Origin of the sequence: Candidatus Equadaptatus faecalis, assembly GCA_018065065.1 — a bacterium.
In the GTDB taxonomy this organism is placed as follows: domain Bacteria; phylum Synergistota; class Synergistia; order Synergistales; family Synergistaceae; genus Equadaptatus; species Equadaptatus faecalis.
In genome coordinates this window covers 15,865-34,945 of sequence record JAGHTZ010000038.1, presented here as the reverse complement: position 1 = coordinate 34,945, position 19,081 = coordinate 15,865, and the positions used below count along the sequence as shown (strand labels likewise).

The 19,081-nt window shown below is 48.2% G+C and carries 18 protein-coding genes, 3 tRNA genes, 1 other RNA gene and 1 other annotated feature; of the genes, 20 read left to right on the top strand and 2 right to left on the bottom strand.

The features are described 5' to 3' along the window. From dut to KBS54_03070, 14 genes are all read left to right on the top strand, one after another. Nucleotides 1-429 (top strand): dUTP diphosphatase, encoded by a 429-nt coding sequence (gene dut, locus KBS54_03135; protein MBQ0055123.1) that lies wholly within the window; start codon nt 1-3, stop codon nt 427-429. A gap of 174 nt (nt 430-603) precedes the next feature. Then, entirely contained in the window at nt 604-2,124 is a 1,521-nt protein-coding gene (locus KBS54_03130; protein ID MBQ0055122.1) for a hypothetical protein, read from the top strand. 60 nt (nt 2,125-2,184) lie between these two features. Beyond that, nucleotides 2,185-2,625, top strand: a complete 441-nt coding sequence (locus tag KBS54_03125) for a GtrA family protein (GenBank protein MBQ0055121.1) — start codon at nt 2,185-2,187, stop codon at nt 2,623-2,625. Nucleotides 2,626-2,742: 117 nt separating this feature from the next. Continuing rightward, nucleotides 2,743-4,311: a hypothetical protein gene (locus tag KBS54_03120; protein ID MBQ0055120.1), complete on the top strand. Its 1,569-nt coding sequence runs from the start codon at nt 2,743-2,745 to the stop codon at nt 4,309-4,311. A gap of 33 nt (nt 4,312-4,344) precedes the next feature. Beyond that, nucleotides 4,345-4,561, top strand: a binding site (T-box leader). A gap of 56 nt (nt 4,562-4,617) precedes the next feature. Next, nucleotides 4,618-6,534 (top strand): threonine--tRNA ligase, encoded by a 1,917-nt coding sequence (gene thrS, locus KBS54_03115; GenBank protein MBQ0055119.1) that lies wholly within the window; start codon nt 4,618-4,620, stop codon nt 6,532-6,534. A 119-nt stretch (nt 6,535-6,653) separates the two neighbouring features. Continuing rightward, entirely contained in the window at nt 6,654-7,325 is a 672-nt protein-coding gene (infC, locus tag KBS54_03110) for a translation initiation factor IF-3 (protein ID MBQ0055118.1), read from the top strand. 33 nt (nt 7,326-7,358) lie between these two features. Then, nucleotides 7,359-7,556, top strand: coding sequence for a 50S ribosomal protein L35 (gene rpmI / locus KBS54_03105; GenBank protein MBQ0055117.1), 198 nt, complete (start codon nt 7,359-7,361; stop codon nt 7,554-7,556). 44 nt (nt 7,557-7,600) lie between these two features. Further along, on the top strand, nt 7,601-7,951 hold the full coding sequence (gene rplT / locus KBS54_03100; GenBank protein ID MBQ0055116.1) for a 50S ribosomal protein L20: 351 nt from the start codon (nt 7,601-7,603) through the stop codon (nt 7,949-7,951). A 769-nt stretch (nt 7,952-8,720) separates the two neighbouring features. Next, entirely contained in the window at nt 8,721-9,797 is a 1,077-nt protein-coding gene (pheS, locus tag KBS54_03095; GenBank protein ID MBQ0055115.1) for a phenylalanine--tRNA ligase subunit alpha, read from the top strand. A 12-nt stretch (nt 9,798-9,809) separates the two neighbouring features. Beyond that, entirely contained in the window at nt 9,810-12,239 is a 2,430-nt protein-coding gene (locus KBS54_03090) for a phenylalanine--tRNA ligase subunit beta (GenBank protein ID MBQ0055114.1), read from the top strand. Nucleotides 12,240-12,253: 14 nt separating this feature from the next. After that, on the top strand, nt 12,254-12,637 hold the full coding sequence (locus tag KBS54_03085; GenBank protein ID MBQ0055113.1) for a hypothetical protein: 384 nt from the start codon (nt 12,254-12,256) through the stop codon (nt 12,635-12,637). 3 nt (nt 12,638-12,640) lie between these two features. Continuing rightward, nucleotides 12,641-12,916 (top strand): hypothetical protein, encoded by a 276-nt coding sequence (locus KBS54_03080; GenBank protein MBQ0055112.1) that lies wholly within the window; start codon nt 12,641-12,643, stop codon nt 12,914-12,916. A gap of 1 nt (nt 12,917) precedes the next feature. Beyond that, on the top strand, nt 12,918-13,487 hold the full coding sequence (locus KBS54_03075; protein ID MBQ0055111.1) for a CvpA family protein: 570 nt from the start codon (nt 12,918-12,920) through the stop codon (nt 13,485-13,487). A 9-nt stretch (nt 13,488-13,496) separates the two neighbouring features. Then, the gene (locus KBS54_03070; GenBank protein MBQ0055110.1) at nt 13,497-15,854 is read left to right on the top strand and encodes an endonuclease MutS2; all 2,358 of its coding nucleotides are present in this window, start codon (nt 13,497-13,499) and stop codon (nt 15,852-15,854) included. Nucleotides 15,855-15,884: 30 nt separating this feature from the next. Here KBS54_03070 and KBS54_03065 read toward each other — a convergent pair. Beyond that, nucleotides 15,885-15,977, bottom strand: a tRNA-Ser gene (locus tag KBS54_03065). Between the two features lie 186 nt (nt 15,978-16,163). Between KBS54_03065 and KBS54_03060 the strand changes: the two genes are divergently transcribed. Continuing rightward, nucleotides 16,164-16,255, top strand: a tRNA-Ser gene (locus KBS54_03060). A 50-nt stretch (nt 16,256-16,305) separates the two neighbouring features. On the opposite strand, the gene tadA is transcribed toward KBS54_03060, so the two are convergent. Further along, nucleotides 16,306-16,773, bottom strand: a complete 468-nt coding sequence (gene tadA / locus KBS54_03055) for a tRNA adenosine(34) deaminase TadA (GenBank protein ID MBQ0055109.1) — start codon at nt 16,771-16,773, stop codon at nt 16,306-16,308. A 36-nt stretch (nt 16,774-16,809) separates the two neighbouring features. Here tadA and KBS54_03050 point away from each other — a divergent pair. From KBS54_03050 to tsf, 5 genes are all read left to right on the top strand, one after another. Then, nucleotides 16,810-16,886, top strand: a tRNA-Arg gene (locus KBS54_03050). A 33-nt stretch (nt 16,887-16,919) separates the two neighbouring features. Beyond that, nucleotides 16,920-17,019, top strand: an RNA gene (gene ffs / locus KBS54_03045) — signal recognition particle sRNA small type. A gap of 28 nt (nt 17,020-17,047) precedes the next feature. Continuing rightward, nucleotides 17,048-17,536, top strand: coding sequence for a hypothetical protein (locus KBS54_03040; protein ID MBQ0055108.1), 489 nt, complete (start codon nt 17,048-17,050; stop codon nt 17,534-17,536). A 146-nt stretch (nt 17,537-17,682) separates the two neighbouring features. Beyond that, complete coding sequence (gene rpsB, locus KBS54_03035) at nt 17,683-18,453, top strand: 30S ribosomal protein S2 (GenBank protein MBQ0055107.1); 771 nt, start codon at nt 17,683-17,685, stop codon at nt 18,451-18,453. Nucleotides 18,454-18,465: 12 nt separating this feature from the next. Continuing rightward, the gene (gene tsf, locus KBS54_03030) at nt 18,466-19,062 is read left to right on the top strand and encodes a translation elongation factor Ts (protein MBQ0055106.1); all 597 of its coding nucleotides are present in this window, start codon (nt 18,466-18,468) and stop codon (nt 19,060-19,062) included. Nucleotides 19,063-19,081: the final 19 nt, after the last annotated feature.

Sequence of the window (19,081 nt, the reverse complement as noted above, 5' to 3'; positions counted from 1 at the left end):
ATTACGGTAAAAGTTAAAACTGCGGAAGGCACTGTCCTTCCGCAGTACGCAACAGAAGGTTCCGCGGGAATGGATTTAAGGGCTGCCGAAGCGCTTAACGTCCCTGCCGGTGAACGTGCCTGCGTTTCAACGGGGCTGTTCCTTGAAATTCCTGCCGGTTTTGAAGCTCAGGTGCGTCCGAGAAGCGGACTTGCGTTGAAACACGGCATAACTGTGCTGAATTCCCCCGGAACTATAGATTCCGACTACCGCGGAGAAGTTAAGGTTATTCTTGCCAATCTTGGCAAAGAAGACTTTAAAATTGAAATTGGTGACAGAATAGCGCAGATGGTATTTGCCGAAGTAACGAAAGCAGTATTTGAAACGGTCTGCGAACTTGAGGAAACAGAGCGCTCTGCAGGCGGGTTTGGCAGCACGGGAAAGAAATAGTATCCATAAAAATACTAGAAAGATATGAGCGAATTAAAGACTGCTGAAAGTACAAACACAAATATCTCTGCACCAAAAAAAAATTACGGAGCGGTTTTTATATATCTGCTTTTCTTTGCTCTGCTTGTTTTTACTATATCGCAGAAGTGTTACTATCATCCTAACGAGCACTGTATGCATATTACTGCAAACAAATATGCAGACGCGGTCCCGACGCCTTCCGGCGACGCTGCGTATATTTTCAAAGGACCGTCAGCAAATGCCGATACAATGGTTAAAACTTTGTCAGTTGAACTTGGACACAGTTTTGATTTTGCCAACGCATGGCACAATATGGTAAATGACTGTCATCCGCCGCTTTATACGTTGCTGCTGCATTTTGTCTGCTCATTTTTCCCGGGTGTTTTTTCCAAGTGGTTTGCCGGAAGCATAAATATTTGTTTTATGCTGCTGATATTGTTTGTGATCAGGAATTTTGTTCGTGTTTTTACTGACAGCAAATTTATTCTCACCGCAGTTTCGCTTGTGGTCGCCTGTTCGTCCGCGCTTTGCAATGCAGCCGCTTTCTTCAGAATGTACACAGCAGCAATGTTTTGGATTACGCTGAATACGTATCTTTTTGTAAGACAGGCGGGAAAAACGGTTACAAATAAATTCTGCGGTCAGATATTCGCCGTAACGCTGTTGGGCTCAATGACCCACTATTACTGTGCTTTCTACGCTGTTCTGCTTTCTTGTGTCTATACCGTGCAGCTGCTGCTTGACCGCGAATATAAGAGTTTAGCGAAGTTTTGCTCTGCACAGTTGTTTGCTGCGGTGACAATGCTGTTGATTTATCCGAGTGTGATAAAGCATTTGTTCCACAGTTCTCGTGCAGTTGAGTCTCTGTCAAACGCAGGAAGTGCAACAGACTATTCAGCAAGGCTTCTTCGTTGCGGAAAAATTATGAACAACGAACTTTTCGGCGGTATGCTGATTGTGTTCGTCATTTTAGCGATAGTGCTCTGTATTTATGAATACAAGTTCAAGCCTGAGAAAAAGGCAGATTTGCAGGGTGAAAATGCTTCAAACTTGGCAGTAAAGCGATGTAGTTTGATTTTTATACCCATAGTATGTTATTTTCTTATTGTTTCCAAAACAGCGCATATTCAAGTCGTTGATTTCTTCCAGGAAGGCTTTAGCAGATATTTTCACCCGATTTTTGCGGTTTCGCTTGCCGGAGTTCTTACATTTGTCTTTACAAAACTTACGGTTCTTGCAAAGCCTAAGGCTGCAAAAATCACAGTCATACTGCTTTCTGTTATGGTGATTGCAGGCAGTTTTTTCTGCACAAACTGGGATATGGACTTTGTTTACAGAGGTTTTATGCAGAACCAGTCAATACGCGACGCATACGCGGACGCGGACTGTATATGCTTTACAGCAATAGGCATTAACTTTTGCGAGGAATGTGAATTTGCCGGTTATAAAAGCCTAACATGGCTTCCGTTGAATTTTGACTACACAAAACTTGACAATGTAAATTTCGGCAGTAAACTTGTCGTATGTATTCAAAATCCTGGCTATAACACAGATGAGACTATGCAAAAAATTCTGCCGCATCTGCGCGGTTTTAACGTAACCTACAGAGTACCGCTGTTTCTTGAATGGGGAACTAAGGGGATGCTCTACTATCTTGACAGGATAGGTATATAAAGGTACAGGCAGATACAATCAAATATGCTAAAGCAAAGTCATGCCGAGTTTATAAGATTTATGTTTGTCGGTGCCTTGAATACTGTTTTGGGGTATGTGGTTGTATTTGTCGCGTATAATATAATCCATTTGTCTTACTGGGCAGCCTCTGCGACAGCCTATATAGGTCTTTTGCCGGTAAATTATATTCTGCACAAGCGAATTACGTTTAAGAAACACAATAAAACTACTTTGAGGGAAAGCATTGCTTATACTGCAAATATTCTTATTTGCTATCTGCTTGCCTATAAAGTTTCTCATTTGGTTATCTGTTATGCCCTGCGGAATTTCTTAAGAATTGAAACAATAAAAATCATTGAAAATGTTGCGCTTATAGTTGGAAATATATTATATGCGCTGCTAAATTTTTTGGGGCAGAAAATGATAGTGTTCAAAAAGAAAGAATTGTCTGAATTGAGCAAAGCCCCAAATACATCATCTAAACAAGCATATAATCATTAAGAAGAAAGAATAAATTTTTAACGGGACAATGGGACTATGATTTCTGAAAATATTAAAGAGGCTGTATCTAAAAAACATTTCGGAGCGGTGTTGCTTTACGGGCTGTTTTTTGTCCTTATGCTGTGTATGATTTCAAACAAACTGCTTCTGCATTTGGACGAGGTGTATTCCTACTGTCTTGCGAATACTCCGATAAGAGTACATTTGCTGCCTAACGGCAATACGTCCATTGAGCATTTTACAGCTCCGGGCGCGTATCTTTACGTACCGTCCGAGAACGGGTTGTGCGCGGTGACGGCTGTTTTGCCGAATCAGAGGTTCAATTATGCCAACACGTGGAAAAATCAGCAAATGGACACTCATCCGCCGTTTTATTATCTTCTGCTTCATACGGTCTGTTCATTCTTCCCCGGTGTTTTTTCAATGTGGTTTGCAGGAATTATAAATATACTGTTCGCTCTGTGTATCCTTTTCCTTTTGCGCAGGCTTGTAAGGCTTCTTACGAACGATGATTTTATCGTCAGCGCCGTGTCGCTGGCGTTTGTTCTGTCTTCGTCAATGCTGAACGCAACTGCTTTTCTCAGAATGTACGTTACGGCAATGTTCTGGGTGATGCTTCTGACGTATCTTATTGCCAAGCTTTACGACAGGGATATTACGTTTAAGTCGTGTATTCCGCTGTTTTTTGTGACGTATTTCGGAACTCTGACACACTATCATTTTGCGGTGTATGACGTTCTGATTTCATTCGTGTTTTTCTGTCTGCTGCTGCGCGGCAGAAAATATTACGACGCGCTGAGATTCAGCGCCGTGCAGTTCCTTGCCGGTAGCTGCGCTTTTGCGACGTTCCCCGCGATGTACGATCATCTGTTCCACCGTGTCCGCGGCATGGATACGCTGAGCAATCTGTCAGGCTCGGCGGTCAGTTATTCGCAAAGGCTCAGCCTGTATCTGGGTATAGTCAATAAGCAGCTGTTCGGCGGACTGTTCTTTGTCTTTGCCGCTTTTGCGGTTTATCTTGCAGTGCGCAAAATGTTTGGCAACAAAAAGCCTGACGGAAACGAAGCTGAAAATAACGCGGCATGCAGCCGCTATGCGTTGATTTTTATCCCGTGCGCGCTTTTTGTCTTGTTTGTGGCAAAGACCGTGCCGTTTTCTGACTGGGTGAACGACGGGCGTTATATTCACATGATAATCCCTGTGCTTTTCGCCGCAACGCTCAGTCTGGTGTTTGAAGGAATAGGGTGTTTAACGAAAGACGGAATCAGAAAATACGCGATTGCCGCATGTGCCTTGCTTGTAATAACCGGAAGCTTCTGTTTTACGGACTGGAACCGTCATTATCTGTACAGGGCTGACAGGGAAACTTACGAGCTTTCCCAAATATTCAGCGATGCGGACTGCATTTGGCTGCAGGAAAGGGATTTGCTGCTCTGCTCGCTGTTTGAAGTGTCGCGTTTTAAGAGCCTTATCTGGTTTGACATGACGCGTTTTGCGCCGGAGCGCATGAGAGAGTGCAATCCTGTTAACAGGCTTGTTATATGCATTACGCATTTTTCGCCGTTTAATACGGATGCCGTGCTGAACAACTATCTTCAGTACATGCCTGAGCATGAAAGGTACAGCGTTATAAAAAGACCTGTGTTCTTTGACCAGGGGGCAATGTATTTTTTGGAAAAGCATTAACCGCTTGACAAAAATTGCAGTCAGTATAGAATTATCAATGCGATGAGAGGGAAGAGTAGAAGCGCAGGCGCATCTGCAGAGAGGAGAACGTAAGCTGAAAGTTTTCCGTTGCGGGCGTTTTGAAAACCACCCTTGAGCGGACGCCGAAGCAGAGATGATAAGGTGTCAGGGATACGCCCTTTACAGCGTTCAAAAGGGCCGCGCAGGCGGCTGAACGGGAGTGGAACCGCGGACAAAAGCCGCCTCCTTTGCAGGAGGCGGCATAATTTTTTGTAATATGTAAATCATTATACCGGAGGTATGGATATGGCAGTTTTTACAACGAATGAAGGCAAGAAATACGAAGCTGAATCAGTTTCGGTACGGGAACTGATTGCCGCTCTGCACATCAAAAAGGCAATAGGCGCGAAGGTTGGCGGAGAAATAGTTGACGCTGACAAACGCTTCAACGCGGATACAGAATTTGAAATTCTGTATGCCGACAACGAAGAAGGGCTCAATCTGCTCCGCCACTCAACGGCGCATCTTATGGCAAACGCCATAATGAGACTTTATCCCGATGCAAAATTCGGCATAGGTCCGTCAATCAAGGACGGTTTCTATTATGATGTGCGTTTCCCGAAACCGATTTCGGACGAAGACCTGCCGGCAATAGAAGCCGAAATGCGCCGCATAGCGCAGGACAAGGTTCCGATGATTCGCGAAGAATTGAGCAAGGAAGCTGCGCTTGCGCTGTTCAACGGCAAAGGCGAAGACCTAAAAGCAGAGCTTATTGAAGCAATTCCTGACGGCGAAACGCTTTCGGTCTATCATCAGGGCGATTTCACCGATTTCTGCAGGGGCCCGCACGTTCCTGACACAGGCTGCTGCAAATTTTTCAAGCTTCTTTCCCTTGCCGGTGCATACTGGCACGGAGACGAAAAGAACGAAATGCTTACGCGTATCTACGGCACGGCGTTCGGCACCGAAGATGAACTGAAAGAATATCTGCGCCGCCTTGAAGAAGCGAAAGCCAGAGACCACCGCAAACTCGGCAAAGAACTTGACCTGTTCAGCCTTCACGAGGAAGGTCCGGGCTTCCCGTTCTTCCACCCGAAGGGCATGGTCATTATGACCAAGCTTATAGAATTTTGGCGCAAGGAACACAGACGCCGCGGATACGTTGAAATCAAAACGCCGATGATTCTTGACCGGTCTCTTTGGATACGTTCGGGACACTGGGATCACTACAAAGAAAACATGTACTTCACGACGATAGACGACGCTCCTTACGCAATCAAACCGATGAACTGCCCTGGAGGCATACTTGTCTACAAGAGCTCGCTGCGCAGCTACAGAGACCTTCCGATACGCATGGGCGAACTCGGTTTCGTACACCGCCACGAGCGTTCGGGAGCGCTGCACGGACTGATGCGCGTCCGCGCGTTCACGCAGGACGACGCGCACGTCTACTGCACGCCGGATCAGATTAAGGACGAAATCAAAGCGATAATGGCGCTTGACGATTACGTCTATACAGACGTTTTCGGCTTCAAATATTTCGTTGAGCTTTCAACGCGTCCCGAAAACTCAATGGGCGACGACGCTCTTTGGGAACTGGCGGAACAGAGGCTCAAAGAAGCGCTTGAAGAAACCGGAACGCCTTACAAACTCAACCCGGGCGACGGTGCGTTCTACGGTCCGAAGATTGACTTCCATCTTGAAGACTGCCTCGGCCGTACATGGCAGTGCGGAACGATACAGCTTGACTTCCAGATGCCTGAAAAATTTGACATGAGCTACGTCGGCAAAGACGGAGACGAACACCGTCCGGTCATGCTTCACAGAACGATACTCGGCAGCCTTGAAAGATTTATGGGCATACTTATTGAAAACTACGCGGGCGCGTTCCCGTACTGGCTTGCACCTGTACAGCTCAAGGTTCTGCCCGTTGCCGAAGACTACATTGATTACGCCCAGGAGGTATGCGCAAAACTTAAAGCCGCTGACCTTCGCGTAGAAATAGACACGCGCGACGAGAAACTCGGCAAAAAGATCCGCGACGCGCAGATGCAGAAAACGCCGTACATGATCGTTATCGGCGCCAAAGAAAAAGAAGAAGGAACAGTCGCGGTGCGCGACAGGGTAAAAGGCGATCTCGGCTCAATGTACCTTGAACAGCTGCTTGAAAAACTTGGAGAAGAATTCGATCCTGTCAACAAAACCGGCTGCGATAAAAAATAGTGCTTGCAATATTCAGAAACGGGTGCTATAATGCCCCGTGTTCGGAAATGACAAAGTAATATGGTTTAAGCAGAGGCCGCACCTCTCACCCCGCGATTCATCCTGTTGCCGGGTTTGCCATGAAAACACTGTTTTTAACGGCTTGGTGCGTATCTGCGCCAAGCCGATTTTTATGGAGGTGTAATGCCATAGCAACCAACAAAATTGAAGAACCGCGCGTGAACGAAGAAATCACCGTACCTGAAGTTCTGCTTATAGACGCGGAAAATTCCAAACGCGGGGTGGTTAAGACAGCTGAAGCGCTCGCGCTTGCCGAAGAAGCAGGTCTTGATCTTGTTGAAGTGGCGCCTCAGGGCAAACCGCCCGTGTGCCGCATACTGAATTACGGAAAATACCGTTTCCAGCAGCAGAAGAGAGACAAAGACGCCCGCAAAAAACAGAAGACGCAGGCTGTTAAAGAAATTAAAATGCGTCCGAAAATCGACCAGCACGACTACGATTTCAAGGTAAAAGCCCTGAAAAATTTCCTGCAGTCGGGACACCGCGTTAAAGCGTCGGTATTCTTCAGGGGAAGGGAAATGGCATTCCTTGACAGAGGCAGAGACGTCCTCAACAGAGTTGTTGAAGAAGTCAAAGACTGCGGCAAGGTTGAAACGCCGCCGCGCATGGAAGGTTCGTACATGAGACTCATGCTTGCGCCGCTTTCCGCCTCGGAAATGCCCAAGAAACCGAAGCCTGAAAAACGCAGGGAAACGGAACAGGAAACAGAAACCGAAAATACAGAAAATTAATTGCCGCGTGCAATAATCAAGGAGGAACTTGCAATGCCGAAAATGAAAACACATTCAGCAACAAAGAAACGTTTCCACATCACACCTACGGGAAAAGTTGTCTACAAGAAATGCGGACACGCTCACAAACTCTCCTGCAAAAACGCGAAGAGACTCCGTACGCTTAAACAGCTCGGCGTACTGACGACAGCCACAAAAGCCCACGTCAAAAAAGTACTTCCGTACGCATAAGTTCTGAGCGGACAACATACAGACAAATTAAGGAGTGACCAGCTATGAGAGTAAGAGGATCAAGCGCAAGCCGCAATAAACATAAAAAACTTTATTCAATCACCAAAGGTTTCTGGGGACGCAAGAAAAATGTGTACCGCCGCGCCCGTGAAGCCTACCTGCATGCACTTACAACGTCCTTCGCAGGACGCAAACAGAAAAAACGCGATTTCCGCAAGCTTTGGATTATGCGTGTCAACGCAGCAGCCCGTGCGAACGGAATGTCCTACAGTTCACTTATCAACGGACTTAAAAAAGCAAACATCACCATCAACCGCAAAATGCTTGCAGAACTTGCAATCAACGACAGCCAGGCTTTTGCGCAGCTTGTCGAAAAAGCAAAAGCGGCTCTCTAAAAATAAGCCCGGCGTAACGGTATTCTTAAGGAATACCGTTTTTTTGTGGAGAAACGGTATAGCGCAGCAAGAAAAGCCGGAAATTTTGCCATTTTGCAAATGTTCCGTAAGTTTTCCTGCGCCGGAGCGTACGAGAATAACAAAAAGCGGGGGACTGAAACAGTCCCCCGCTTTGTTTTTTGAATACTTTTGCCGACAGCCGTCAAATGACAGCCGACAGCAGAATTTTGGTACAACAACATTAACGGATAACACACAAAAACTGTTATTCGTCCGCCTGCGCAGGCGTATTACAGAATCCGGAATACTGAAAGAGGACCGCGTATCTGCGCCGGAAACCCGCTGCCGCCGGCAGCAGTTACCGAAGTTTTCCTTGACATAGCCTATGAAGCAGCGGGCTTATCAGAACCGGAAACCGCATTACGTAATGCGTAAAAGTGGCAAAACCCGGAAGCTTTAGCAGGAAACGAAAGGAACTGCAGACTCTGCTAAGCCCTCCCAACGTTTCAAAACCACCGAGCCGGAACAGAATTAAAAAAAACAATTCTGTTCCCCGTCACTCTCTGTACTGTAATGTTCATGGAATAAGAAATTTGTAACAGGGGCAGAAATGAAAAAGAAATAAAAAATTTCCAAAAAGTTTTCAAAAGTTTTGGGAAATTTTGTAAAAATTGTTCAAATTATTTCTCAAAACTGAAGATATGCTGTAAAATAGACAATGCAGTCATTGTGTATATTATCTGCTCAGGCAGGTTTGGGAGGATAAACCATGGACGAGAACAGCGAAGCAAGAGCGCTTGCTGAAGAACTGATTACAAGACTGGAGCGCATTAAGCAGGAAGGTCTTGAAAAAATTAAGGGTACAAAACTGTCGGACGAACTGCAGCTTGTTCATTCGCGTCTTTTGGGGCGCAAGGGTGAGCTTACCGAGATTATGAAAAATCTCGGCAAGGTTACGCCGGAGCTGCGCAAAACGCTCGGACAGGCGTCAAACGAGGTTAAGCAGATACTTTCGGACGCCATAGACAACAGGGGGGCTCAACTGCTTGAGGAAGTTTCCGCGGTTGACGGCGAGGTGGATCTTACCCTGCCGGGAATTATGCCGCAGACCGGAGCACTGCATCCGATTACGCAGATGTGCTATGACTTGAACGACGCTTTCCGCTCGCTCGGTTTTGAGATTTATTCGGAGCCTGAAATCACAAGCGAGCTTTACGCCTTTGACAATCTTAATTTCCCGCCGGAGCACCCCGCAAGGGAGAGTATGGATACCTACTGGCTGGAGGGGCATGACTGCGGAAAAGGCGCGGAACGCCTCTGTATGAGGCCGCATCTTACAGGCGGCAGCGTCCGTTATCTTCAGGAGCACGGCGCGCCTGCGCGTTTTGTCTATCCCGGACGCGTGTACCGCAACGAAACTACGGACGCACGCCACGAAAGGGCGTTCTTCCAGTACGAAGCGCTGATTGTGGAGAAAGATTTCTCTTTCGCTTCCGGCGAGCTGCTTGTTAAAACAATTCTGAACAAGGTGTTCGGCCGCGACGTTGAAGTGCGTATGAGAGCAGGATTTTTCCCGTTCGTTGAACCGGGCTTTGAAATTGACATGCGCTGCCTTGTGTGCGGCGGAAAAGGCTGCAAGGTCTGTAAGAACGTAGGCTGGATAGAGGTTATGCCCGGAGGCACGCCGCACCCGAACGTTTTGAAGGCAGCAGGGCTTGACCCCGCCGTCTGGTCGGGTTTTTATATCAATATCGGTCTCGACAGACTTGTAATGATGCGCTACGGCGTTGACGACGTAAGGCTTTTCCACAGCGCTGACCTTCGTTTCCTTAATCAGTTCAAATAGGGGGATCTTGCTATGAAACTTTCACTTAACTGGATAAAAAAATACGTTGATCTTCCCGAAGATCTCACGATGGAGAAGCTTGCCTACGACCTTACGATGTGTACGGTTGAGGTTGAGGAAGCGTTTGATATCGGCGCTTCGCTGAGAGGGCTCTGCATAGGCAAAATTCTTTCTGTCTCTCCGCACCCGAACGCCGATAAACTGCGTATCTGCAGTGTTGACCTCGGCGACGCGGAGCCGAATGAAATAGTCTGCGGCGGCATAAATCTTGAGCCGGGCATGCTCGTATGCGTTGCGAAGCCGGGCGCCTGGGTAGTGTGGCACGGCGAAGGCGAGCCTGTTGAAATCAAGCCTGCGAAGCTCAGGGGTGTAATGAGTTACGGCATGATCTGCGCGTCTGACGAGGTAGGTTTGGGAGACCTTTTCCCCGCGACGCAGCATGCTGAAATCATTGACCTCACCGCGTTCGGAGCGAAGCCGGGAACGCCTGTGGCGGAAGCTCTCGGCCTGAACGACGTTATTATTGACATTGACAACAAATCCATGACAAACCGCCCCGACCTTTGGGGACATTACGGAATGGCAAGGGAACTTGCCGCAATTTACGGCCGTGAACTGAAGCCGCTTGAGGAAGTCGAACTTCCTTCGTTTTCTGACGGGCTTGAGGCCAAAATTGAAAACGCGGCGCTCTGCCCGCGCTATACCGGACTTGTAATCAAGAACGTAAAGAGCGTTGAATCGCCGTTTGAACTGAAGAGCCTTATATGGCGTGTCGGTATGCGTCCGATAAATCTCATCGTTGACATCACGAATTACGTTATGCTTGCCACAGGTCAGCCTACGCACGGATTTGACCGCAGTCATATAAGCGGCGCAATAACAGTGCGCTGCGCAAAAGAGGGCGAAAAATTGCAGCTTCTTGACGACACGGTGCTTGACCTGACAAATCAGGACCTCGTTATTGCCGATGACAAAGCGCCTGTCGCCCTTGCGGGCATTATGGGCGGAAAACTTGATTCAATCCTGCCCGAAACTACTGAAATAATTATGGAAATCGCAAATTTCAACGCGCTTTCCGTCAGAAAAACGACACAGCGTTTCGGCATAAGAACCGAAGCTTCTTCGCGCTACGAAAAGGGTATTGACCCGCAGCGTGTTGACAGTGCGGTTTCAGTCGCTGTCCGTATGTTTAAAAAATATTTCCCTGACTGCGTGCTTTCAGGCTGCGCTGACAATTATCCGGCGCCTCTCGCACCGGCAAAGGTCAGCGTTGACGCCGGCTGGCTTAACAGAAGGCTCGGCAGCGAACTGAAAAAAGGTCAGGTAGCGGAAACGCTATCAAGACTCGGTTTCGTGACGGAAGAAAAAGAAGGCTGCTACGAGGTAACAGCGCCTACCTGGCGTTCAACAGGCGATATTTCGCTTCCTGACGATATTCTTGAAGAAATCGCGCGTCTTATAGGCTATGAAAACTTTGATTTCGTGCCGCCGGTGATTACGCTTGACAAGGCCGTAAATCAGAGAAAATTTGACACGGAAAGAGTCCTGCGCGAGTATCTGGCCTTCCGCTGCGGGATGCAGGAAATATTTACCTATCCCTGGATTGAAGATATGTACGTGAACGCTGCCGGAGTTGACAAGGACAGCATGCTCAGACTGTCAACGCCGCCGTCTCCTGAACAGGCAAATCTGCGTTCGACGCTTGTCCCCGGGATTCTTATGGCTGTTGCGAACAACCTGCGCTACTTTGACGAGTTTAAGCTGTTTGAGCTTACGCCTGTATTCTTCAACAGGGATTATCACAGCGTAAATTCAGAAGCAGAAAAGCTTCCGACGATGGAAAGACACGTCGCCGGAGCGTTTGTTGGCAGTGATCCGCGCCTTATGTTCCGCGAAGCAAAGGGAATTATGGAATACATGCACCGTTACGTTCAGGTGGAGCAGTTTTCGTTTGCGCAGGCAGAAAAGCCTGTGTGGGCGGAGGATAAGCTCTGGCTGAACGTCATGGCAGACAAAGACGTAATCGGCTGCATCGGACTTGTGTCGCAGAAAGCGGCGAAGGCTGCCGGAATCAAACGCGCTCTTGCCGTAATTTTTGAACTGAATGTTGAAAAACTGCAGCCTCTTGCATCGCGCCAGAACGAGTTTACTCATCTGCCGGAATATCCGCTTGCAGATTTTGACCTTTCCGTTATTTTTGACGAAGCCGTAACATGGGAGCAGATCCGCGGCTTCGTGGAAAAGGTTGAGCTTGTGCGCGGTACGCAGTTTGTTGAAGAATACCGCGGCAAGCAGGTCGGTGAAGGCAAAAAATCCGTAACGTTCCGTACCTGGATAGGCTCGGATAAAGGTACTTTGACTTCAGAGCAGATAGAAACCGCGACGAAACAAATTGTTAACAAACTTGTCAAAAAACTTTCCGGCGAAGTCCGGGATGCTTAAACGGGGTGAATAACATGATGGAAAATTTTGACGCTCTTGAAAAAGCAATCGATGAAATGGGAAATTTCATCGATACGCTCCTTGCAGAAAACACTCAGCTGAAAAGCGACATTAACGGTCTCAAGAATACGCTTGACGACAGAAATCAGGAAATTGCGCAGCTTCAGCAGGAAATCCAGAGTAATTCAGTTAAGGTCAACGCAAGCATTGAAGCGGCAGAAACTTATGAAAAGAGAGCGGGAGGGCTTCTTGCCAGAGTACGCGCCATGCAGCAGAGAAAAGCCGCCATGGAAGCTGAGAAAGCTTCCAAAATTGAAGCTGAGGAAGCCCCCAAAGCTGAGGACAAACTTCCCGAAGAAGACGGTTTTCCGAAACAGCTGAGGCTTATGGACGACTAAAATATGGGTAAATTTGGAGAAATCAGGGAAACGGCGCCGGGGCATTACTCGTTCTTTATAGGGGTACACCAGTACACGCTTGCCACCCCTATGGACAAAGAGCGTCTTGCCCGTATAGTGCAGAAAATACAAACACTTGTAGACTCTTTTCCTGCGAACATGACGCAGGACGAGCGCCTTTTCCTTTCGCTGATTACAGTTATGAACAGGCTTGACAAGCTTGAAATAAAAATCAGCGACGCCTCTTCAAAAATCCCTTCAGAGAGAAAGCAGGGCTGATTTGTTCGGCTTTCACCCTATTGATATTTTCTTTGCGCTGCTTGCCGTGTGGTTTACAGTACGCGGCTGTATGCGCGGGTTCGCCGGTGAATGTATATCTCTTGCCGGTTTTGTTCTCGCTTTTTTCCTGTCTTTCAAATATTCGGCTTCGCTTGCCTCTGTTTTCAGCAGTTCCGCCGGAATTAACGGCTGTGTCGCGCAGCTGCTTGCCGCGGTCTGTATATGGCTTGCGGTCGTGCTTCTGGCTGCCGTTTTGCGCCGTCTGATGAAGAGTATACTTTCCGCCGTCAAACTCGGCTTCCTGGATACGCTTCTCGGTGTATGCTCCGGCATTTTCAAATCGGTTGCAGTGTTGTACTGCTTTATAATAGCCGGTTTTCTGCTCACGCCTGTATGCAGTCCTACATGGATGACGAACAGTGATTTACTGCGCTATGCGGGAAGACACTGGAGCAGCGTGCGGAAGTTTCTTGTCAGCAACGAACTTTGCGCCCATGCCGAGCAGCTGCCTGACGGAACGCTTGAGCAGATTCTCCGCCCGTACCGTACCGGCGGCAAAGGTCCGCGCTAAACGCCTGCAATGTTTGCCGACCGCAACGTCCTGAAACATCTTGAAATAGAGAAAATATTGTCGCTGCTTGCTTCAAAATCAAGAAGCGAGCTTGGCGTTTCCTATGCCTTAAAGCTTCAGCCTGCGTCTGACCTTGATGAACTGCAAAAGCGTCACAGGCTGTTTGCCGAAATTGAAAATTTTCGCGACAGCAGCGGGGAACTGCCGTGGAATTCCGGTCTTGCGCCGGTTGACGGGCTGCTTGCCTCAGCGCTTGAAACAGGGCTGCTTACCGGAGCGGAGCTTGTAAAAATCAGGCTTCTGCTGAAAACGGCTCTCGAACTCCGCCAGACACTTTTAAACAGCAGCACGGAATATCCTTCTTTTGAGCTTCTTGCAAAATATCTGCGCGATTTCTCCGAAGAAACTGAAATGCTGTCCGTGCTTGACGAAGACGGCAAATTGTATGACTCCGCCTCTCCGAAACTTAAATCGGTGCGGGAGGAAATGCGTCTGCTTCGCGAGCAGATTAAGGCGAAAAGCAGAGCGTATCTTAACGATGCCTCGCTCGTATCCATGCTTCAGGAGCGTATGCTTGTGCTGCGCAATTCAAGGCATGCTTTTCTTGTCAGGCAGGACGCGATCAATAAATTTCCCGGCATAGCAGTTGACCGCTCAGGCTCCGGAAACAGTGTCTATATGGAACCGCACTCGCTTGTCAGGCTGAACAACAATTTCAGCGACAGACGCGGCGTTGAGCAGCACGAAGAGCTGAAAATACTTCGCGGGCTTACGGAGAAACTGCTTGCAAGACGCAAAAGTATTCAGACTGCCGAAGAAGTGATGGGCAGGGTGGATTTCCTTTACGCGCTTTCTGAAATAATGCGTGCAGACAGCTGGCACATGCCCAAACTGTCTGAAAAAACAATGTTCAGGTTCGTACAGACGAGGCACCCGCTGCTTGGCAGACGCGCCGTGCCTGTGGATATTGAATGCGGGGACAAATTTAAAACGCTGGTAATTACCGGACCGAATACCGGCGGCAAAACAGTTGCACTCAAAACTGCCGGAGTGTCCGTTCTGCTTGCGTGGTACGGCTGCCCGCTGCCTGCCGCGGAGGGCACGGTTATAGGCAGCTTTGACCGTCTGAGCGCAGACATTGGCGACGAACAGAGTATAGAGCAGTCTCTTTCAACCTTCAGCGCCCATGTCAAAAACATTACAGGAATTATATCTTCAGCCGGAAACAAATCGCTGGTTCTGCTTGACGAGTTGGGAGCAGGTACAGATCCCGACGAGGGAGCGGCGCTGGGTATAGCTATTCTTGACTGGCTTCTGAAAAACGGTGCTTTGGTACTGGCGACCACACATCACAATCCGATAAAACATTACGCCACGTCAACGCCCGGAATAGAAACGGCAAGCGTTGAATTTGACGTTGAAACGCTGTCTCCGACGTACAGAATAATTATGGGAATACCCGGTCAGAGCAACGCCCTGCTTATTGCCTCCAAACTCGGCATGCCGCAGGACATAATCAGCCGTGCCGAAACCGCGATAAGCAGCAGGGAAGTGTCTATGGAAGCCATCGTTTCCGAACTGCACAGAAAACGTTCGCAGCTTGACAGGGAAAACAGTCTGCTTGAAACGAACAGAAAGAAAGCCGAAGCCCTTAAGCTGGATTATGAAAACAAAGTCAGGCAGCTGGACGAGAAACGCGAAGAACTGCTTGCAAGCGCTGACAAAAAAGCGCAGAACATAATACGCAACGCGGAAGATTCCGCGCGTTCGCTGATAAAAAATCTTGAAGCGGCGGAGAGCGAGTCCGCGGCAAGGCGAGAGCTTGAGAAAAAACGCAGTCATTTCTCAAAAATCACTGTTTCCGCTGAAAAAAGAGAAGAGAAAAAAACGGCAAAAAAATCCGTAACGGCGGAAAACCGCAAACTTGAAGAGGGCGACACTGTTCGGCTGATAGGAACGAACAGCGAAGCGGCAGTACTGGAGCTTCGCGGCAAAAAGGCTCTGCTTCAGGCAGGTTCCGCACAGCTTGAGGTTCCGCTTTCAAAGCTGGAATTTGTGAAAAAACGCAGCGAGAAAATGCAGTCTTCGGAAGTTAAAATTAAGGTGGAACGTCCCGTAAACGTGCCGAGTTCGATTATGGTGCGGCATATGACGGTAGACGAAGCGCTTCCTGTTGTTGAGCAGTATCTTGACCGCGCGTACAGGGCAGGTTACGATACGGTGACGATAATACACGGCAGGGGGGAAGGAATACTCCGCCGTGCCGTTCAGAATTTATGCAAACAGATTCCTTACGTTGCGGAACACAATCTCGGAGGTCCGCACGAAGGCGGATACGGAGTTACGGTAGTTAAATTTGCAAAATAAAACCGTCCTGCAGGACGGTTGTTTTTTATATGGCGGAGAGGGTGGGATTTGAACCCACGTAACGATTCATCACCGCTAAGACGATTTCGAGTCGCCCGCCTTCGACCACTCGGCCACCCCTCCGGCTGAACGGCAGACAGATAAGCCTGCCGAGAGGGTATTATAAAGCAACGGTCAGAAACAGTCAAACAGTAATTCATAAAAAATAAAAAAATATCTGCAGCGCACGTACGTTTAGAGAAACGGCGCCGCCTTTGACATAAATCTGCCTTTGGTCTATAATCTTCAGGCTTTCAATTATCGACCTGCGGAGAGGTGGCTGAGTGGTCGAAGGCGCTCGCCTGGAAAGTGAGTTAGCGGGTCAAACTGCTACAAGGGTTCAAATCCCTTCCTCTCCGCCATAAATTAAAAATAAAAGACAGCGCCGGCGCTGTCTTTTTTGATGTTTTTATTAGTCCTGTTTCTTTTGCTTATCCCTGCGTTTTTTGAAAAAATCCCTAAGGAGAGCCTTGCATTCGTTTTCCAAAATGCTGCCGGTAACCTTGCAGCTGTGCGCAAAGCGCGGATCTGCCGGAATGTTGTAAAGGCTGCCCGCGGCGCCTGCTTTTGGGTCATCTGCTCCGTAAACTACGGCTTTCAGCCTGCATTGCACAATTGCTCCGGCGCACATGGGACACGGTTCAAGCGTGACGTACAGCGTGCAGCCGTCAAGTCTCCAGCTTCCGAGCTTTTCCGCTGCCTTCTGAATTGCAAGCAGCTCGGCGTGGGCAAAGGGCGAGTTGTCCGTGTCCCTGCGGTTAAAGCCGCGTCCTATTATCTCATCGTCCTTTACAACGAGCGCCCCGACTGGTATTTCATCAAATTCGAGAGCTTTTCGGGCTTCTTTTAAAGCTTCCCGCATATATTCAATACTGCTCATGAAAACAGCTCCAATCTGTGCTATACTTTACGGGCTGTGCCCGTAGCTCATTTGGACAGAGTGTCGGCCTCCGGAGCCGAAGGTAGAGGGTTCAAATCCCTCCGGGCACGCCAATATATTACCACAGACAAAATTTCTTTGCAGGGGCTTCAGCCTTGTGCGGCGGAGTCCCGCGAACCCTGTCAGGTCCGGAAGGAAGCAGCAGTAAACGGATTTCTCCGGGTGCCATAAGTTCACTGGGGCCCCTGTAAAGAGATTTTGCCGGAGGTCGTTTATGGAAATTGATTTCGGAAATTTCTTCCTGCCTTTCAATATCAAAACAAATCCGGGCGATATAGTAATCGCTTCGCCTGTTTATGCTTTTGAGGCGCTGATGTCAGAAAACAGGAAACTCAGCCCTGCAAAATTTTTCAGAAGAATAATTCTGGTTGACGCGGTCAACGGCAGTTCGGAGATTACCAAACTGACAAAATTTCCGGCTCCCGTAGTGCTTGACGAAAATCTTGAGTTTTACCGTCTGGAGCCGTGCATAACTTCCGCGACTGCCAGATTTGTTGCCGAAAAGGGTACGCTGACGTATGAAGAGCGAAGTTTCGGAGTACTGCATATGGACTGGAAAATATATTCTGAGCATTTTGTTGAAAAACGGCTGTACAAAGGCTATATAATCAGGGAAGACAGACTTATAGACTCATTCAGCGCTCATGCCGCAGTCTCGCCGAAAATCTACGATCTTCCTTTAAAACTGAGAAAAAACTGCTGAATGCAAAAAAAATGTTTGCTAAAGCGAAATAATGGTGGTATAATCCACCAGTTGTATTACACACGGCAGCTGACTTGCCGCAGGGTTGCCCGCGAGGGTCTGCTTAAGAATGACGCTGCCGGAGGTAAAAAACAGGAGGGATACACATGGGTGTAGTAAGTATGAAACAGCTGCTTGAATGCGGAGTCCATTTCGGACACCAGACAAGACGCTGGAATCCGAAGATGAAACCGTTCATCTTCACGGAGCGCAACGGAATTTACATCATTGACCTGCAGAAAACGGTAAGAGGTCTCGAGAAAGCTTATGACTTCGTCCGCGAAGTTGCCAAAAACGACGGCAATATCCTTTTCGTCGGTACGAAACGCCAGGCTCAGGATCCTGTCCGCGATTCAGCTCTCAAAGCAGGACAGTTCTATATCAATCAGCGCTGGCTCGGCGGTCTTCTTACAAACTTTGCAACGGTACGCCGCCGCGTTCTCAGAATGATTGAGCTCCAGAAAATGGAAGAAGACGGCTCAATCAACAAATATCCGAAAAAAGAAATCGTTCAGATGCGTAAAGTCCGCGACAAACTTGAGAAATATCTCATCGGCGTCAAGGATATGAAAGCAATTCCTGATGCAATTTTTGTCATTGACCCGCACCGCGAAACGATCGCAGTCGACGAAGCCAAAAAACTCGGCATCCCCGTCGTTGCCGTTATCGACACAAACTGCAATCCTGATCCCATCGACTATCCGATTCCGGGCAACGATGACGCAATCCGCGCTATCGAACTTATCGCCGGACTTATGGCTGATGCCTTTATAGAAGGACGTCAGGGCGAAGACGCGGCACCGAAAGAGGAAACGGCAGAGGCAGAGGCAGAAGTCCCCGCGCCTGAGCATCTTGACATAACGGAAGATCAGGAATAGGAGAGACGAATTATGGCAGACATTACAGCAAAAATGGTTATGGAACTTCGCGAAAGAACACAGGTCGGTATGATGGACTGCAAAAAAGCCCTTCTCGAATGTGAAGGCGACATGCAGAAAGCCATCGACTTCCTCCGCGAAAAAGGCATTGCCAAAGCAGCCAAAAAGGCTGAAAGAGACGCAAAAGAAGGAAGAGTCTTCACCTATATTCACAGCAACGCGAAGCTCGGCGTTCTTCTTGAACTTGACTGCGAAACAGACTTCGTTGCCAATACGGAGCAGTTCCAGACTCTCGGACATGAACTTGCAATGCAGATAGCTGCGGCAAATCCGGCATATATTTCATCAGAAGAAGTCCCTGCCGAAATCATTGACCATGAAAGAGAAGTCATTAAAGCCCAGGCGCGCGAAGAAAAGAAACCTGAAGCCATGCTCGACAAGATTGCAGACGGCCGCATCGCAAAATACTACGAAGAAAACTGCCTGCTCAATCAGAAATCAATCCGCGATTCAAGCGTTAAAATCAACGATATGATTATCGAAACGATTGCAAAGCTCGGCGAAAACATCAAGGTAAAACGTTTCGCACGTTTCACGATCGGAGCCTAAGAAATTTTTTAAAGCGGGG

Coding starts and splice junctions, on each gene's coding strand:
- KBS54_03130 (MBQ0055122.1), top strand. CDS start 604: ATGCATATTACTGCAAACAAATATGCAGACGCGGTCCCGACGCCTTCC.
- KBS54_03125 (MBQ0055121.1), top strand. CDS start 2,185: ATGTTTGTCGGTGCCTTGAATACTGTTTTGGGGTATGTGGTTGTATTT.
- KBS54_03120 (MBQ0055120.1), top strand. CDS start 2,743: ATGCTGTGTATGATTTCAAACAAACTGCTTCTGCATTTGGACGAGGTG.
- thrS (MBQ0055119.1), top strand. CDS start 4,618: ATGGCAGTTTTTACAACGAATGAAGGCAAGAAATACGAAGCTGAATCA.
- infC (MBQ0055118.1), top strand. CDS start 6,654: ATGAAAACACTGTTTTTAACGGCTTGGTGCGTATCTGCGCCAAGCCGA.
- rpmI (MBQ0055117.1), top strand. CDS start 7,359: ATGCCGAAAATGAAAACACATTCAGCAACAAAGAAACGTTTCCACATC.
- rplT (MBQ0055116.1), top strand. CDS start 7,601: ATGAGAGTAAGAGGATCAAGCGCAAGCCGCAATAAACATAAAAAACTT.
- pheS (MBQ0055115.1), top strand. CDS start 8,721: ATGGACGAGAACAGCGAAGCAAGAGCGCTTGCTGAAGAACTGATTACA.
- KBS54_03090 (MBQ0055114.1), top strand. CDS start 9,810: ATGAAACTTTCACTTAACTGGATAAAAAAATACGTTGATCTTCCCGAA.
- KBS54_03085 (MBQ0055113.1), top strand. CDS start 12,254: ATGATGGAAAATTTTGACGCTCTTGAAAAAGCAATCGATGAAATGGGA.
- KBS54_03080 (MBQ0055112.1), top strand. CDS start 12,641: ATGGGTAAATTTGGAGAAATCAGGGAAACGGCGCCGGGGCATTACTCG.
- KBS54_03070 (MBQ0055110.1), top strand. CDS start 13,497: ATGTTTGCCGACCGCAACGTCCTGAAACATCTTGAAATAGAGAAAATA.
- tadA (MBQ0055109.1), bottom strand. CDS start 16,773: ATGAGCAGTATTGAATATATGCGGGAAGCTTTAAAAGAAGCCCGAAAA.
- KBS54_03040 (MBQ0055108.1), top strand. CDS start 17,048: ATGGAAATTGATTTCGGAAATTTCTTCCTGCCTTTCAATATCAAAACA.
- rpsB (MBQ0055107.1), top strand. CDS start 17,683: ATGGGTGTAGTAAGTATGAAACAGCTGCTTGAATGCGGAGTCCATTTC.
- tsf (MBQ0055106.1), top strand. CDS start 18,466: ATGGCAGACATTACAGCAAAAATGGTTATGGAACTTCGCGAAAGAACA.